This window comes from Nocardia yamanashiensis NBRC 100130, from assembly GCF_001613325.1.
GTDB classification, from domain to species: Bacteria; Actinomycetota; Actinomycetes; order Mycobacteriales; family Mycobacteriaceae; genus Nocardia; species Nocardia yamanashiensis.
In genome coordinates, this window is the sequence record NZ_BDCD01000022.1 from 164,700 (window position 1) to 180,410 (window position 15,711).

Here is a 15,711-nt window from a genome sequence, read left to right on the forward strand (position 1 = left end):
CTGCACGGTAATGCCGTACACCCCCTGGCGGCAGCCGCTACGCCCGAAATACGTCTGGATACGTACGCCCGATCGCGCCCCGCGCCGGATGTTCCGCCGCAGGTCGGAGCGGATTCTGGAAGCCATGAACGAAGCAGCATCTGACAGCGTCGATCGCGAGCCCTCCGTGGTTACGCGGGCTGCCGCCTCCGGGCTTGACGCGACCGACGCGGTAGTCAGCACCGACCGGTTGACGAAACGCTACGGCTCCCACACCGCAGTGGACGCCGTGAGCATGAGCGTCCAGCGCGGTGAGATCTACGGTTTCCTCGGCCCGAACGGGGCGGGCAAGACCACGACCCTGCGCATGCTGGTCGGCCTGATCCGGCCGTCCGAGGGCGCCGCGACGGTGCTCGGGCAGCGGCCCGGTGATCCAGATACCTTGCGCCGCATTGGAGTTCTGATCGAAGGCCCCGGCTTCTACCCGTATCTCTCCGGCCGCGACAACCTCCGGGTGCTGGCCGAATACCGCGGGGCCGGGCGCGACGAGGTGGAGCAAGTGCTCGGCCGGGTCAAGCTCACCGAGCGCGGCGACGACAAGTTCCGCACCTACTCGCTCGGCATGAAGCAGCGCCTGGGCGTGGCCGCGACCCTGCTCGGCCGTCCCGACCTGCTGATTCTCGACGAACCCACCAATGGTCTCGATCCGGCCGGCATGGCCGAGATGCGGGAGCTCATCACCGGTTTGGCCGCCGACGGGCACACCGTCGTGCTGTCCAGTCACCTGCTCAGCGAAGTGCAGGAGATCTGTGACCGCGTCGGCGTCATCTCCGGTGGCCGGCTGCTCACCGAGTCCACGGTGCGTGAACTGCGCGGCGCGGCATCGCTTTTCGTGCGCGCCGACCCGCTCGAGCTGGCTTTCCCGGCGGTGCGCCGGGTGGTCGGCGATCGATCCGCACTGCTGACCGCCACCGGCATCAGAGTCGACGCCGGTGCGGCACAGGCGCCCGCGGTAGCGCGTGCGGTCATCGGGGCGGGCGCGGACCTGCTGGAACTGCGCAGTGACGAGAAATCCCTGGAAGAAGTGTTCTTCGAGATGACGGAGTCGGTGAAATGAGAGACCTGCTGTCCGCCACCCGGGCCGAACTGCTGCGCCTGCGCAAATGGCCCGCCTTCTGGATCGTGCTGGGGACGTGGATCCTGTTGAATCTCACGTTCGCATATCTGTTCAACTATCTGGCCTACACCACCGGCGACAGCGGCCGGATGTCCAATGGCCAGCCGCGAGAAGTGTTGTTGCAGTTGATGCTTCCGGCCGCCGTGCCCGAGGTGTTCACGCAGGGCATGGCCATGTTCGGCGGGGCGCTCATGCTGGTGCTCGGCGCACTGGCCACCGGTAGCGGCTACGGCTGGGGGACTTGGAAAACCGTTCTCACCCAAGGGCCTTCGCGGGCCGCGGCGGTGGGCGGCGTGGTGGTGAGCCTGGCCGCGACGGTGGTGGCGCTGGTGCTGGCCGCCTTCGTCGTCGATACCGGCGTGGCGGCGCTGATCGCCTCGACCCAGGGGCAGTCTCTCGCCCTGCCGCCGGTGAGCCGGATCGTGCTCGGAATCGCCACCGGCACCGCGATTCTCGGCATGTGGACCCTCGCGGGGGCGGTGATCGGCGTGATCGCCCGAGGACCGGCGCTGGCCGTGGGCCTGGGCCTGGTCTGGGTATTGGTGGTGGAGAACCTGCTTCGAGGGGTAGCGGGCATCTTCTCGCCCATCGAGGCGATCACCGATCATCTGCCCGGTACGGCCGCGGGCTCATTGGCCGGAGCCATGCGCACCACGGGCGGCCCCGCCACCCCCGGAGTGCTGGATGTGTTGAGCCGCAACGAATCCCTGCTCACTCTCGCCATCTACGTGGCGCTGTTCGTGGCGGGCACGGTATTCCTGATCCGCCGCCGCGATATGGCCTAATCGAATACGCCGACGGCCAGTCTGCCGAGCGCGGTCTTGATCTCCTCCGAGGTCAGGCCGCGCTCGCGCTGCTGTTGGTAGACCTCCGCGGCGAGCGGAGCCAGCAGTGCGTCCACCAGTGAATCGGGCTGCGGCACAGCGCCTTCGGTGAGCAGCGACCGCACGTGCACGACCCAGAACTGATAGGCCCCGGTCCGGAACCGGGCACTGCCGGCCTCCGCGCCGAGCACCAGGTTGGCGTGGGTGTCCAGCAGTTCGACCATGGCGGCGTAGAAGGCGGCCAATCGCTGCGCGGGCGGCGCGCCGGGACCCAGCGGTGGCTCGCCGCGCAAAAGCTTTTCCTGCAAAGCCCTTTCGTGCTCGTCCAGCAGCGCGACGGCGATCGATCCCACATCCGGATAGCGCCGATACAGCGTCCCCCGCCCCACCCCGGCCGCCTTGGCGATGTCGTCCATGGTCACCGTGCGCGGATCGCGCGACCCGAACAGTTCGGTGGCGGCCGCCAGGATCTTGGCCCGATTGCGGGCCGCATCGGCGCGTTCGACCGGCGCGGCGGGCGTCGAGAGATCGTTCAGCAGCGGTAGCCCGACGGGTTTCATGCAGCTCACTGTAGCCGTCACGGAATAAGTGGACAAGCTGTCCGGTTATCGCTATCGTTCGATTCATCAACCGGACAGAATGTCCACTTGAATGGAGAACGTCATGCCGAACCTGCTGCACCTCGACGCCAGCGCCCGCCGCACCTCGATCAGCCGCGAGCTCAGCGGCGTGTTCGCCGACGCCTGGCGGGCCGAGCACCCGGACGGCGGCTACGTCTATCGCGACCTGGCGGCCGAGCCCGTCCCGTTCATCGGCGAGGCGTGGACCGAACTCTGCGATCTGGTGCTGGCCCGGCTGCTCCCCGCCGGACCGGGCAGCATCGACCTCGATCGGCTCCCGGAACTGGTGAATTCCCCTGCGCAGCAGGCGGCTTGGGCCATCGTCGAACCGCTGTTGCGCGAGGTGCGCGCCGCCGACGTGGTGCTGATCGGCACCCCGATGTACAACTACTCGATCCCGGCCGCGCTCAAGGCCTGGCTGGACCAGATCACCTTCCCGCGAATGTCGCTGGCCCCCAGCCGTTTCGTGGTGACCAGCGCCCGCGGCGGGGCGTACTCGCCCGGCGCGCCCAAGGCGATCTACGACTACCAGGAGCGCTACCTCCGCGACTTCTTCGCCGGCCATTTCGCCGTCGAGGACACCGCCTTCGTGCACGCGGAACTGGCCAACTCCCGCCAGGATCCCGGCCTGGCCCACCTGCGCGACCAGCACGACGCGTCCTATGCGGCGGCCCTGGAAGCGGCCCGCCGCCTCGGCAAGGAGTACTGAAATGAACTGGCTCATCCTCGGTTTGGCCGGCCTGGTGGAGATCGCGTGGTCGCAGTCCATCAAGCCGACCCAGAATTTCACCAAGCCGCTGGCCACCCTGATCTGCTTCGTGCTGGCCGCGGTCGCCGTCTACCTGCTCTCCTATGCCATGCAATCGCTCCCGGTCGGCACCGCCTACGCGGTCTTCACCGGCATCGGCGCGGTGGGCGCCATCGGCCTCGGCGTGATCGTGCAGAAGGACCCGCTCAGCGCGGGCCGGGTGCTCGCGCTGGCCATGATCGTCGGCGGCATAGTGCTGGCAAGGGTGACCAATCCCGAGTGACGTGCGCGCGGGGCGGTATCGTGCCGCCCCATGGACGTTGCGCCGATCCGGCCTCCCGACCTCTCCGCGCGGCCGTTCTTCCTGGCCACCGAGCGCATCATGGCGGCCTCGCCCGCCGAGCTGTACCGCATGTGCACCCAGCAGCTGTCGCTGTGGTTCGCCGATCCCGGATCGGTGCTCATGCGTCCCGCCGTCAACGAACCGTTCTTCTTCACGGCCGGCGGCGGGCACCCCCACTACGGCCGCTTCCTGCGCCTGATCCCGGACCAGTTGGTCGAATTGACCTGGGTGACCGGTCCTGGCGGCACCGAGGGCGTGGAAACCGTTCTCACCGTTGAATTCACCGACCACGGCGCGGGCACCGTCCTCCTGCTCACCCACGCCGGCTTCCCCAACGCCGCCTCCCGCGATCGCCACGAGCAATCCTGGCCCCAGGTTCTCCAGCAGTGGGACGAGCGCGCCTCCGCCTCGGTCTGATCCGGCCGGGTCATGCCCCCAAAAGTCATGGCCCGCCGGATCGTTTCACGGCGTAATGATCGGCCCGTGCCCCGCCGATGCTCCAGGTGATCAATCCGCTCTCGAAGAATTCTGGGGGATCACCAAGTGAGAGTTGCCGTTTCGACCCTGCTGCTGGCCGCGGCGCTCGGGCTGACCGCCTGTTCGAGCAACCAGAGCGCCGCACCCGCCACCTCGAGCACCGCCCCCGCCACCTCCAGCTCGGCATCGAGCACTGTCGCCCCGAGCAGCACCACCGCATCGAACGGGCCGGGCGGATCGGAGGGCTCGGGCGGCCAAGGTAATTCCGGTGGCGGCGCATCAGGCGGCGAACCGGCGACCGTCCCCGCGACGGCCGCCCCGGCCGAGCCCACCGCCACCGCCGCCCCGGCAACCACCGTGGCCAAGCCCGGAGACGTCGGATTCGACTGGTGCTCCCGCGTCGGCCTCGCCGACCTGAAGCAGGTCCTGGGCCTCCCGGGCATCGAGATCGACCGCTGGAAGTGCGTCGACAGCTGGGCCATGCTCCACTCCGCCCACAGCGACAAATACCCCCAGCCCACCGGCTACCTGCTGCACCCCAACGTCCAGGGCTTCTGGCAACTGGTCACCCAGGGCTCTGCGATCGACTGCAACGAGGCCTACAACGTTCCCAAGAACGTAGCGGCACAACTGCAGGGCTGCCGATAGTCGCGGGTCCCAGCCCACATGCGGACCGCCGGAGTAGGTTCGTCCTGTAAGACTTCCATCCTGGAAAGGACAAGAATGCCTACACGTTCCGCACGCACCGCGTGGACCGGTGGTCTGCAGGACGGCTCGGGTCAGGTCGAGCTGGTCAGCTCCGGCGTCGGCAAGTACGACGTCTCGTTCCCGAAGCGTTCGGCCGACAATGCCGACGGCACCACCAGCCCCGAAGAGCTGATCGCCGCCGCGCATTCCTCCTGCTACTCGATGGCGCTCTCGGCCGAGATCGGCCGGGCCGGCGGCACTCCGGAAGCCCTGGACGTCACCGCCGATGTGACGCTCGGCCCGGATCCGGCCGGCGGTTTCCGCATCTCCAACATCAAGCTGACCGTGGTCGGCCGCGCTTCCGGCATCGACGCCGACGGTTTCCTGGCCGCCGCGCAGGCCGCCAAGGCGGGCTGCCCGGTCTCCAAGGCGCTTTCCGGTGTGGACAACATCGAACTGGACGCGACCTTCGAGTCCTGAGTCGCGAAGCCGGTACGCCGATAGTTTGCGAGGGATGGCCGGGGGCTAGTCCTTTCGGCTATTTCTCGCCCGGAACCGGGCTTTCGCCTCGAATCGCACCCACTTTCGGATCTAGCCTGGCAGTCGCTGCCAGTCGAGATCGCGAAGGTGGGTGTTTTTCATGAGTGGGCAGACAGCCGTCGAAACCGCCGATACAGCGGATGCCAAGGGTTCGCTGCCGCGGGTGCTCGCGCTCGACGCGGCGCGCGGGATCGCGGTGCTCGGCATGTTCGCGGTGCACGTCGGACCGCAGGAGGGCATGGCCGGGGCATCGTGGCTGACGGTTTTCCAGGGCCGGTCCGCCGCGCTGTTCGCGGTGCTCGCGGGGGTGTCGCTGGCGCTGATGTCCGGCGGGGATCGCCCCTACTCCGGAATCGCGGCACGCCGCGCCAAGATTCGCATTGCCGCGCGGGCCTTGCTCATCGCGGTGCTGGGCATGGCGCTCGCGCTGGTACCGTCCGGCATCGGCATCATGATCATCCTGACCTACTACGGCCTGTATTTCCTGCTCGCGCTACCCCTGCTGCGGCTCTCCGCACGGATGCTCGCGCTGCTCGCGGCGGCGTGGGCGGTGGCGGGACCGATCCTGTCCTTCGTGCTCCGAAGCCATATGGACCAGAACACCTTCGGCGGCAGCCCGACCTTCGACATGCTCACCTCGTGGGCGGGGGTGCGCGAGTTCGCCGAGATGTTGGTTCTCACCGGCGGCTATCCGGCGCTGACCTGGATGCCGTTCGTGCTGGCCGGTCTGGCCCTGGGGCGCTTCGGAATTCGCCATATCCGGCCCGTCGTGGTGCTCGGCGGCGGTCTGGCACTGGCCGTGCTCGGCTACGGCGGTTCGTGGTTCGTGCAGCACGCACTGGGCGGCCGGCAGCACCTGATCGATCTGCTGGCCCCGGTTTTCGCCGAATCGGGCATGGATTTCGAGCCGGGTCAGTTCCTCGACGCGTCCGGCCTCGGCGTCACCCCGACCACCAGCTGGTGGTGGCTTACCGTGGCGAACCCGCACAGCGGCACCCCGTTCGAGGTCTTCGGCGCGACCGGCACGGCGCTGCTGGTGATCGGGGCGCTGCTGCTGCTCACCCCGCATATGGAACTGCTCCTGCGGCCCCTCATCGCCGCAGGGTCCTGCGCGTTGAGTCTCTACATCCTGCAGGTGCTGGCCGTGGGAATGCTGGTCCCGCTGCCGGACTCGGAATCCGAGGCGATGCCGACCGGAATCCATGCCCCCGGCTGGGGCCTGCTGGCCATCCTGGCGCTCGGTTCACTGCTCCTGGCGACCCTGTGGCGCAGCGTATTCCGCCGCGGTCCAGCGGAGTGGCTGCTCCACAGGGTGACCATGGGCGTCACAGACCGGCTGGTACCCGATCGCGGCTAGCGAATTCGGTCAAGGCCGCGAAGGCCAGCCCGAGCGCCGCCCACAGCGTGGCGGTCTCGGCCAGCGACGCCACCCGGAACTGCCACAGCAGGGTGGCCGGGAAATCGTCCTTGACCTCGTTGATGCCCGGCAGCACCACGTATCCGACGGCGGTGACCGCCAGGAACGCCACCACGCCGCCGATGACGCGCACCGTATTCAGCTGCGTGCGAAGCAGTTTGAACACGTACACGCCCGCGCCCACGGCCGCGAAGCCGAGGATCACGACCGCCAGCCACAGCCAGGTGCGCTGGTTGATGGTGTCCGGATCACCCACTGCGGGCGGATTGGCCGGGTACTTGAAGAACGGCACGGCGACGATGGCGAGCCAGCCGCCCGCCGCCAGCCCGAGCGCCAGCTGCGGACCCGACCATTCGGTATAGCGCCGGGCCACATTGGCGGCCGTGGCCAGCAGCGCGCCCATGGCGATGCCGAACAGGCCCAATGCCAGGAACTGGCCGAACTTCTGACCGGTACGGCTCACGAGGGGTTCCTCCTCGTCACCGTGCGAATGCCCACCGGCCGCTTCGGCCGTGCCATGGGCATCGGAATGCGTTTGGGATTGCGCTTCTTCGATGGCGATCGCCGCGTCCACCTTGGATTCCCCGATCAGGAAACCCACGGTGCCCGCCAGCAGGCCCGCGATTAGGCCGGCCAGCAGGCCGCGCAGCAAAAGCGTCTTGAGCGAACCCGCGAGGGGTTTGGTTTCGCTCAGTGACACGGGACGCCCAGCAGGTGCCGTCCATCGTGCATCAGCTCGTGCATGTACATCCCCGTACGGGAGATGGCGCCCTGATCGAAACCGACCAGGTACACGGTGAGCAGTGCGAGCAGAACGGCAGCCGCGGAGATGAGCAGCGCGTTCAGCGCGTCACCACTCCGGCTGGGATTGTGGACGATGGCCATGCGAGTCCTCCTTGGGGATTTCGCGTCCCCCTCGAGTCGGGTTGCGACGGTGCCGGGTGTCTGGCTCTCCGGCACCCGCCCCACTCGGGACTTGTGCGTGGATAACAGTGGCGCGACCGCCCCGGAATCACACCGGGTTACACGTCACCATCGCTTACTTCACTCCGAAGAGTGACATCCACGCTGGCCTGGCGTCAATACGGGGTCTATCAGGCGTTCTTGCCGGTGACGTCGAGCACGACCTCGAACTCCAGCAGCGACGCGCCGGTGGACACGGGCTTGCGGGCCTCGCCGGCGTGCGCCTCGCGGGCCGGGCCGTCGCGCCAGGCCTCGAAGGATTCGTTGGAATCCCACTGCGTGACAACGAAATAGCGATTGTCGCCGGAGACCGGGCGGAGCAGCTGGAAGCCCAGGAAGCCGGGGGAGTTCTCCACGGCGTGCGCGCGGGCGGCGAAGCGCTTCTCCAGCTCGGGGCCCGCGCCCTCCGGGACCTCGATTGCATTGATCTTGACTACTGCCATGGGAGCGAGGCTACCCCGCGCCCCCGACCTGCCGTTTGCCCATAGATTGATCATGTGTTGTATGACGAAGGCGGCGCCGGCGTGCCGATCCTGCTCCTGCACGGGTTGATGGGCAGTGCTCGGACCTGGGATTCCCAATTGGATTGGATCCGCGAGTTCGGGCACGTGTACACCTTCGACGCGGCGGGGCACGGGCGGCCCGCACCGGCCGAGCTGACCACCGAGGCCTTCGTGGCGGATCTGGCGGCGGTCACGGCGGATATCGCCGAACCCATGGTGGTGATCGGGCATTCGATGGGCGGCCTGCACGGGTGGATGTTCACCGCGGCGCATCCGGAGCGGGTGCGGGCGCTGGTGGTCGAGGACATCGCACCGGATTTCCGGGGCCGGACCGCGGCGGATTGGGCGGCCGTGATTTCGGCTTGGCCGCAACCGTTTCCGTCCGAGGAAGCCGTGCTGGAGTTCTTCGGTCCGGTGGCGGGGCGGTATTTCCTGGCGTCGTTCATCCAGGGGTCGGACGGGTTCCGGTTGCACGGTGATATACCGACCTTCCGGGACATCTCCGAGGAATGGGGGAGCCGGGACTTCTGGGCGCAGTGGAAATCCATCACCGTGCCCGCGCTGCTGCTCGAGGGCGAGCACACCATCACCCCGCCGGGGCAGATGGCGGAGATGGCGGCCGTGCACCCCGACGCCCGGCACGTGGTCATCGCCGACGCCGGGCACCTGGTCCACGACGACCAACCCGCCGCCTACCGGGCCGAAGTCGAAGCTTTTCTGCGGCGCGTCCTCGATTGAAGGCGGGTGCCTTCAGTCTCTGGGCGCGTCCGTCGTATGCTCGGCTCGACGCATCCCAGAGTGAATGGTGACCACCGATGATCGACTTCACGATTCCTGCCGAACTCGCCGCCGAACGCGATCGGGTTCGCCAGTTCGTCATCGACAAGATCGTCCCCTTCGAGCGCGACCCGCGCCTGACCGCGCACGGGCCCAATGACGAATTGCGCCAGGAACTGGTCGAATTGGCGCGCGCCGAGAACCTGCTGACCGTGCAGGCGCCCAAGGAACTGGGCGGTCGCGGGCTGACCCACGTGGAACAGGCCGTGCTGTACGAGGCGTCCGGCTGGTCCACCCTGGGCCCGGTCGCCATGAACTGCGCCGCGCCCGACGAGGGCAATATGTTCCTGCTCTCCAAGATCGCGAACCCGGAGCAGACCAAGCAGTACCTGCAGCCGGTCATCGACGGCCACCAGCGCTCGGTCTTCGCCATGACCGAACCCGGCGGCGCGGGCTCGGACCCCAACCAGCTCGCCACCGAAGCCGTGTTCGACGGCGAGAACTTCACCATCAACGGGCGCAAATGGCTGATCACCGGCGCCGACGGGGCCAAGACCTGGATCATCATGGCCCGCCTGGCCGCCAACCCGCACCTGCCCGAGGGGCCGACGCTGTTCCTGTGCGACGGCGACGCCGAGGGCATCGTCATCGAGCGGATCATGAACACCATGGACCGCAACTATGTCGGCGGGCATGCGGTCGTGAACTTCGAGAACCTGGTGCTGCCGCGCGAATCCGTGCTCGGCGAGACCGGGCAGGCGCTGCGGTACGCCCAGTTGCGGCTGGCGCCGGCGCGTTTGACGCACTGCATGCGCTGGCTGGGCGCGGCCGAGCGGGCGCAGGCCATCGCCGTCGACTACGCCAAGACCCGGACCGCCTTCGGCAAGACCATCGGCGAGCATCAGGGCGTGTCGTTCATGTTGGCGGACAACGAGATCGCGCTGCACCAGTGCCGGCTGACCATCTGGCATGCCTGCTGGCTGATGGATCAGGGTGAGAAGGCGCGGCACGAATCCTCGATCGCCAAGTCCTACGTCTCCGAGGAACTGTTCAAGGTCACCGACCGCTGCGTTCAGGTGCTCGGCGGCATCGGCATCTCCGACGAGACCGTAGTCGAAATGATCTTCCGCGATATGCGCGCCTTCCGCCTCTACGACGGCCCCACCGAGGTCCACAAGTACGCCATCGGCCGCAAACTGCTCCGCGGTTAGACAACTCTCGTAACTCTCAGGGGCTTCGCCCCCGAACCCCCCGGGGGGCTGGGGGCGAGAGCAACTCTCGTAACTCCTGGAGGGCTTCGATCCCGAACCCGCCAGAGTCGGAGGGCTGCTGGCCGGCCCCTCCGCGTCTCGGGGACTTGGTCTCCGCCACACCCGGGGGCTCGGAAGTCCACTCTCGAACGAGCGGTCACGCGTCTCCGGACCGCTCGGTGCCTGTAGGCCTACCTGCCCCGGCCTGCATCTGCCCTGGCCGAAGGGGCGGGACAAGTCGGGGGCAGCGACTAGGATTCGTGGCCATGAGTTCGGAACTGCATGTTGATGTGTCCGGTGGGGTCGCGGTGCTCACGCTCAACCGGCCTGCCCAGCAGAACGCGCTCACACCCGCCATGGCGTCGGAACTCGGTGCGGCGCTGCGCCGGTGCGACAATGACGACGCCATCGGTGCGGTGGTGATCACCGGGACGCCGCCGGCCTTTTGTGCGGGGGCGGATCTGTCGTTGAAGGTCGGCGAGGTCAACGGGTTGATCGATCCGCCGCCGTTCCGGATTCGCAAGCCGGTCATCGCGGCCGTGAACGGGCATGCGGTCGGGATCGGGCTGACCATCGCGCTGCAGTGCGATTTGCGGTATATCGCTCGCGATGCCGTTTACGCGCTGAACCAGGTTCGCCGCGGCGCGCTCGCCGACGGCTACGCGCACTGGACTCTGCCCCGGCTGATCGGCAGCGCCAATGCCGCCGATCTGCTGCTGACCGGCCGCACCTTCGACGGTGACGAAGCCCGCGCGCTCGGCATCGCCAATGCCTGCCTGCCCGCCACCGAAGTGCTGCCCACCGCGCTGGAAGTCGCGCACGACATCGCCCACGGCTCGGCCCCGCTCCCGGTCGCACTCTCCAAGCGCCTGCTCTGGGAAGCCCCGACCATGACCCCGGAGACCGTCGGCCGCCTGGAGACCGAACTCAACGACTACGTGGCCAAATCCACCGACGGCGGTGAAGGCGTAGCCGCCCTCAAGGACCGCCGCCAGCCCAAATGGACCGGCACCGTCAGCACCGAATGGCCGGCTTGGGACGCCGTCACCGACGGCAAACGTCCCGGTTTGGACTGACCCTCAGGCATTCCCGCCGATGATCATCAGGATGAACAGGATGGCGAGGGCGATCATCCACAGCGTGCCGATGATGCCGAGCACGTAGCCCACCATCACCTGCACGCGGCCGCCGTAGGCCCCGCCGGATGCCTCGATATCGTTCAGGGCTCGCCGTCCGAGCACCCAGGCCAGCGGCCCGAGCACCCCGCAACAGAACAGACTGAGCACGCCGAGCAGCAACACCGTCGTCGCATGCTCGTGCTCAACAGGTGCGCCGATCGGCTGCTCAGGGATGACCACCGTGCGATTTTACGTTCGCAAGCCCCGACTCGGCAGGCTGACGCGCGGTGTTCGCTTGCGCGACACCGTTTCTGGACGATCGACTACCTGATTCCCGGCGGAAACCCCGCCGGGATCGGCGAGTTCGGCCCTACTTGCGCCGCTGCCGCGCCACTTCCGCGAGCACCACGCCCGCCGCGACGGAGGCGTTCAGCGATTCCACCGGCCCCGCCATCGGAATGCTCAGGATCGAATCGCAGTTCTCGCGCACCAGCCGCGAGAGCCCCTTGCCCTCGGATCCGACCACGATGACCGTCGGTGCGCTGCCGTCGAATTCGTCGAGGGTGGTGTCCCCGCCCGCGTCCAGGCCCACGATCTGGTACCCCTGGCTCGCCCAATCCTTCAGCGTGCGAGTCAGATTCGTGGCCCGCGCCACGGGCAGCCGCGCCGCCGCACCCGCGCTGGTCCGCCAGGCCACGGCGGTCACGCTGGCGCTGCGCCGCTGCGGGATCACCACGCCCTGCCCGCCGAACGCCGCCACCGAACGGATCACCGCGCCCAGATTGCGCGGATCGGTGATGTTGTCCATGGCGACCAGCAGCGCCGGTTCCGCGCTCTGCTTGACCCGGTCCACCAGATCGTCCGGATGCGCGTACTTGTACGGCGGCACCTGCAGCCCGAGCCCCTGGTGCAGCCCGTTGTGGCTCATCTTGTCCAGGTCGGTGCGCGGCACCTCGAGAATCGAGATCCCGGTCTCGGCCGCGATCTTCACGGCCTCGCTGAGCCGGTCGTCGTTCTCGGTGCCCACCGCGACGTACAGCGCGGTCGCCGGCACTCCGGCGCGCAGGCATTCCACGACCGGGTTGCGCCCGAGCACCAGCTCCGGCCCGTCGCTGTCCTTACGGCCTGCCAGCGGCCGGCTCGCATTGCGGGACCGGGTGGTCGCGGCGGCGTTCTCGGCCTTCGCCTTGGCCTTGGCCTTCTTGGCGGCCGCGTGGTACGGCCGATCGACCGCCGCCGGGGTCGCGCCCTTGCCCTCGAGCCCGCGGCGGCGCTTGCCGCCGGACCCGACGACCTGCCCCTTCTTGGTGCCCGACTTACGCACCGCGCCGCGCCGTGCCGAATTCCCTGCCATCACTTCGCCTTCCGTATCACGCGGGAAACCCGCACTCGCCGGTCACGGGAGAACCCGCGCTCCGTCGATCACTGCGGGAAACCTGCATCCGGTCGGCGCAGCGAAACGGCTGCGCCCCTGTCAATCCGCGCTGCCCGGGGGCAGCGCCTCCACTGTCCTGCCGCACGCGGCGACCGAACCTCACCCGTTCCGCCCGGGGGCGGAAAGTTCACTTGTCCTTCGTCAATGTCCACTCCGCACCCTGCGCGGTGTCCGTGACCTCGACGCCCGCGGCCTTGAGCCGGTCGCGGACCGCGTCGGCGGTGGCCCAGTCCTTGTCCTTGCGGGCCTGCTGACGCCGTTCGAGTTCGGCCCCGATGAGCACGTCCAGGGCCGCGATGGCCGAGGTGTCGTCGGCCGGGGTCACCCAGTGCGCGTCCAGCGGATCGACCCCGAGAATGCCGAGCATGACCCGCACCTGACCGGCCAGCGTGCGCGCGGCCTCGAGGTCGCCGGCTTCGACGGCCCGGTTGCCCTCGTGTACCACGTGATGGATCTCGGCCAGCGCCTTGGGCACCCCGAGGTCCTCGTTCAAGGCCTCGGCGAAGGCGTCGGTCCAGGTGCCGACCGGGATCTCCCCGGCCCGCTCGCGCACCCGCTCGACGAACGCCTCGATCCGCTGGTACGAGGTCGCGGCCTCGGCCAGCGCCTTGTCCGAGTACTCCAGCATGGAGCGGTAGTGCGCGCTGCCCAGGTAGTAGCGCAGTTCCACGGCCCGGACCCGTTGCAGCACATTGGGAATGGAGAGCACATTGCCCAGCGACTTGGACATCTTCTCGCCGCTCATGGTCACCCAGCCGTTGTGCAGCCAGTACCGGGCGAACCCGTCCCCGGCCGCCTGTGACTGGGCGATCTCGTTCTCGTGATGCGGGAAGATCAAATCCATACCGCCGCAATGGATGTCGAATTCCGCGCCGAGATAGAACTCGGCCATGGCGGAGCATTCCAGATGCCAGCCCGGGCGGCCCGGACCCCACGGCGACGGCCAGCTCGGCTCACCCGGCTTGGCGGCCTTCCACAGCGTGAAATCGCGCGGATCCTTCTTACCGGTCCCGGCGCTCTCACCCTGGTGCACGTCGTCGAGTTTGTGTCCCGACAATTTCCCGTAATCCGGGAAACTCAGCACATCGAAATACACGTTCCCGTCGGACGGGTAGGCGTGGCCGCGCTCGATGAGCCGTTCCATCATCTGCACCATCTGGGTGATATGCCCGGTGGCGCGCGGTTCGGCGGACGGCGGCAGCACGCCCAGGGCCTCGTACGCGCGGTCGAAGGCGCGTTCGTGGGTGGCGGCCCATTCCCACCACGGGCGGCCGTGTTCGGCGGCCTTGTTCAGAATCTTGTCGTCGATATCGGTGACATTGCGAATGAAGGCGACGTCGAATCCATTGGCGGCCAGCCAGCGTCGCAGGACGTCGAACGCGACGCCGCTGCGCACATGGCCGATATGCGGTTCCCCCTGGACGGTCGCGCCGCACAGGTACACCGAGGCATGACCGGGGACCAGCGGCGTGAAGTCACGCAAGGTCCTTGTCTCGGTGTCGAAAAGGCGCAGAGTCACGACAGAGCATCCTAGCTGTTGAGATATAGCGGATTACGGGCGGATACGGCTTCGAGGTCGGCCGCGAACAGGTTTTTACTCGAATCGGTTTCTGGACCGAGGGCGTATCAGGACCGACAACAGAGCAGGGCGGTCGCCACCGAGGCGATGCCCTCGCCGCGGCCGGTGAGTCCCAGGCCGTCGGTGGTGGTGCCGGAGACCGACACGGGTGCGCCCAGGATCTCGCCCAGCACCTGCTGCGCCTCGGCCCGGCGCGGGCCGATCTTGGGGCGATTCCCGATTACTTGTACAGCCGCATTGACAATCGTGAAGCCGGCCTCGTCCAGCAGCCGCCGGACTTCCTTCAGCATGGCGGCGCCGGAGACGCCTTCCCACTCCGGTTTCCCGGTGCCGAAGACCGCGCCCACATCGCCCAGACCTGCGGCGGAGAGCAGCGCGTCGCACAGCGCGTGGGCGGCGACATCGCCGTCGGAGTGACCTTCGCAGCCGCTGTCGCCGTCGAACAGCAGGCCCGCCATCCAGCAGGGGCGGCCGGGCTGGATCGGATGCACATCGGAGCCGATGCCCACGCGCATCGAGGCGGGATCGATCACGGCGCAGTCACCGCCTCGCGTGTCCGGTCAAGGGTGCTGACGGTGTCGGCGGTATCACGCTGGGCGGCAAGCGTATTGGCCAAGATCAGATCGAGCGGTGTCGTGATCTTGAAGGCGAGGGTGTCTCCGGGCACGGTGCGCACGATAGCGCCCAGCAGTTCGACCAGGCCCGCGTCATCGGTCGCCTGGGTATCGGTGGCATAGGCCGAGCGCAGGAGTGCGGCGTCGAAGCCTTGCGGCGTCTGGATCGCGCGGAGCGCGGAGCGGTCGGGCGTGCCGGTCACCGCGCCTGCGGCGTCCACCGATTTGATGGTGTCCGAAACGGGCAGCCCCGGCACCACGGCCTGCGCCCCGGCGCGCAGTTCGTCCACCACGCGCGTGATGAGCGAGGGCGGGGTGAGGGCGCGGGCGGCATCGTGGACCAGCACGTAGGTGGCGTCCGGTGCGGCGGCGAGTCCGGCGCGCACGGAATCGGTGCGCTCGGCGCCCCCGGGCACGACGTGCACGGGGGTCGGGGTGTCGGGCAGCAGGGCGCGGGTCTCGGCGACGAGTTCGGCGGGCACCATAACCACAACCTCGTCGACGGACCCGGAGTCGATCAGGCCCTGCACCGCCAATGCGAGCATGGGACTGCCGCCGACGTGGACGAACGCCTTCGGTTTGTTTTCACCGAGGCGAACACCCATGCCGGCGGCAGGAACCAGTGCGACGACACGAGAGTCGCCGGCTGATCTGTTCACG

General features: G+C 68.3%; 20 protein-coding genes. 11 read left to right on the plus strand and 9 right to left on the minus strand.

Annotation, left to right across the window (positions count from 1 at the left end):
* The first annotated feature begins 124 nt into the window (after positions 1-124).
* On the plus strand, positions 125-1,096 hold the full coding sequence (locus NY1_RS26285) for an ABC transporter ATP-binding protein (RefSeq protein WP_084535369.1): 972 nt from the start codon (positions 125-127) through the stop codon (positions 1,094-1,096).
* On the plus strand, positions 1,093-1,941 hold the full coding sequence (locus NY1_RS26290) for an ABC transporter permease (protein WP_067718761.1): 849 nt from the start codon (positions 1,093-1,095) through the stop codon (positions 1,939-1,941). The genes NY1_RS26285 and NY1_RS26290 overlap by 4 nt, the downstream gene beginning before the upstream one ends.
* Here NY1_RS26290 and NY1_RS26295 read toward each other — a convergent pair.
* Positions 1,938-2,540, minus strand: a complete 603-nt coding sequence (locus tag NY1_RS26295) for a TetR/AcrR family transcriptional regulator (RefSeq protein WP_067719064.1) — start codon at positions 2,538-2,540, stop codon at positions 1,938-1,940. The two genes, NY1_RS26290 and NY1_RS26295, sit on opposite strands and share 4 nt — an antisense overlap.
* 103 nt (positions 2,541-2,643) lie before the next feature.
* Between NY1_RS26295 and NY1_RS26300 the strand changes: the two genes are divergently transcribed.
* The 6 genes from NY1_RS26300 (at position 2,644) to NY1_RS26330 (ending at position 6,752) form a co-directional block, all read left to right on the plus strand.
* Positions 2,644-3,309, plus strand: a complete 666-nt coding sequence (locus tag NY1_RS26300) for an FMN-dependent NADH-azoreductase (RefSeq protein WP_067719067.1) — start codon at positions 2,644-2,646, stop codon at positions 3,307-3,309.
* Position 3,310: 1 nt separating this feature from the next.
* On the plus strand, positions 3,311-3,631 hold the full coding sequence (locus NY1_RS26305) for a DMT family transporter (protein ID WP_067718762.1): 321 nt from the start codon (positions 3,311-3,313) through the stop codon (positions 3,629-3,631).
* 30 nt (positions 3,632-3,661) lie between these two features.
* A complete protein-coding gene (locus NY1_RS26310; protein WP_067718765.1) occupies positions 3,662-4,108 on the plus strand; it encodes an SRPBCC family protein in 447 nt (148 codons plus the stop codon).
* A 126-nt stretch (positions 4,109-4,234) separates the two neighbouring features.
* Complete coding sequence (locus NY1_RS43150; RefSeq protein ID WP_157762484.1) at positions 4,235-4,816, plus strand: hypothetical protein; 582 nt, start codon at positions 4,235-4,237, stop codon at positions 4,814-4,816.
* Between the two features lie 75 nt (positions 4,817-4,891).
* Positions 4,892-5,335, plus strand: coding sequence for an OsmC family peroxiredoxin (locus NY1_RS26325; protein WP_067718772.1), 444 nt, complete (start codon positions 4,892-4,894; stop codon positions 5,333-5,335).
* 160 nt (positions 5,336-5,495) lie between these two features.
* Complete coding sequence (locus NY1_RS26330) at positions 5,496-6,752, plus strand: DUF418 domain-containing protein (protein WP_084535353.1); 1,257 nt, start codon at positions 5,496-5,498, stop codon at positions 6,750-6,752.
* Here NY1_RS26330 and NY1_RS26335 read toward each other — a convergent pair.
* From NY1_RS26335 to NY1_RS26345, 3 genes are all read right to left on the minus strand, one after another.
* Positions 6,721-7,512, minus strand: coding sequence for a CbtA family protein (locus NY1_RS26335; protein WP_067718775.1), 792 nt, complete (start codon positions 7,510-7,512; stop codon positions 6,721-6,723). The genes NY1_RS26330 and NY1_RS26335 overlap by 32 nt on opposite strands.
* Complete coding sequence (locus tag NY1_RS26340) at positions 7,503-7,697, minus strand: CbtB domain-containing protein (protein ID WP_067718777.1); 195 nt, start codon at positions 7,695-7,697, stop codon at positions 7,503-7,505. The genes NY1_RS26335 and NY1_RS26340 overlap by 10 nt, the downstream gene beginning before the upstream one ends.
* Positions 7,698-7,906: 209 nt before the next feature.
* Positions 7,907-8,218: an antibiotic biosynthesis monooxygenase family protein gene (locus NY1_RS26345; protein ID WP_067718780.1), complete on the minus strand. Its 312-nt coding sequence runs from the start codon at positions 8,216-8,218 to the stop codon at positions 7,907-7,909.
* 54 nt (positions 8,219-8,272) lie between these two features.
* Here NY1_RS26345 and NY1_RS26350 point away from each other — a divergent pair, with 54 nt between their 5' ends.
* The 3 genes from NY1_RS26350 to NY1_RS26360 all read left to right on the plus strand — a co-directional run bounded on the left by NY1_RS26350 (position 8,273) and on the right by NY1_RS26360 (position 11,381).
* On the plus strand, positions 8,273-9,016 hold the full coding sequence (locus NY1_RS26350) for an alpha/beta fold hydrolase (protein WP_067718783.1): 744 nt from the start codon (positions 8,273-8,275) through the stop codon (positions 9,014-9,016).
* Between the two features lie 77 nt (positions 9,017-9,093).
* Complete coding sequence (locus NY1_RS26355; protein ID WP_067718786.1) at positions 9,094-10,266, plus strand: acyl-CoA dehydrogenase family protein; 1,173 nt, start codon at positions 9,094-9,096, stop codon at positions 10,264-10,266.
* Positions 10,267-10,571: 305 nt separating this feature from the next.
* On the plus strand, positions 10,572-11,381 hold the full coding sequence (locus tag NY1_RS26360) for an enoyl-CoA hydratase/isomerase family protein (protein ID WP_067718788.1): 810 nt from the start codon (positions 10,572-10,574) through the stop codon (positions 11,379-11,381).
* Positions 11,382-11,384: 3 nt separating this feature from the next.
* Here the strand turns inward: NY1_RS26360 and NY1_RS26365 are convergent, their stop codons facing one another.
* The 5 genes from NY1_RS26365 to ispD all read right to left on the minus strand — a co-directional run bounded on the left by NY1_RS26365 (position 11,385) and on the right by ispD (position 15,710).
* Positions 11,385-11,663 carry a DUF4190 domain-containing protein gene (locus tag NY1_RS26365; protein WP_067718791.1) on the minus strand — a complete coding sequence of 93 codons (279 nt, stop codon included), beginning with the start codon at positions 11,661-11,663 and terminating at the stop codon, positions 11,385-11,387.
* 130 nt (positions 11,664-11,793) lie between these two features.
* Positions 11,794-12,777: a 23S rRNA (guanosine(2251)-2'-O)-methyltransferase RlmB gene (rlmB, locus tag NY1_RS26370; RefSeq protein WP_067718793.1), complete on the minus strand. Its 984-nt coding sequence runs from the start codon at positions 12,775-12,777 to the stop codon at positions 11,794-11,796.
* A 208-nt stretch (positions 12,778-12,985) separates the two neighbouring features.
* Positions 12,986-14,377, minus strand: a complete 1,392-nt coding sequence (gene cysS, locus NY1_RS26375; protein WP_067718796.1) for a cysteine--tRNA ligase — start codon at positions 14,375-14,377, stop codon at positions 12,986-12,988.
* Positions 14,378-14,484: 107 nt separating this feature from the next.
* Positions 14,485-14,952, minus strand: a complete 468-nt coding sequence (gene ispF, locus NY1_RS26380) for a 2-C-methyl-D-erythritol 2,4-cyclodiphosphate synthase (protein ID WP_067719073.1) — start codon at positions 14,950-14,952, stop codon at positions 14,485-14,487.
* 14 nt (positions 14,953-14,966) lie between these two features.
* Complete coding sequence (gene ispD / locus NY1_RS26385; RefSeq protein ID WP_084535354.1) at positions 14,967-15,710, minus strand: 2-C-methyl-D-erythritol 4-phosphate cytidylyltransferase; 744 nt, start codon at positions 15,708-15,710, stop codon at positions 14,967-14,969.
* Position 15,711: the final 1 nt, after the last annotated feature.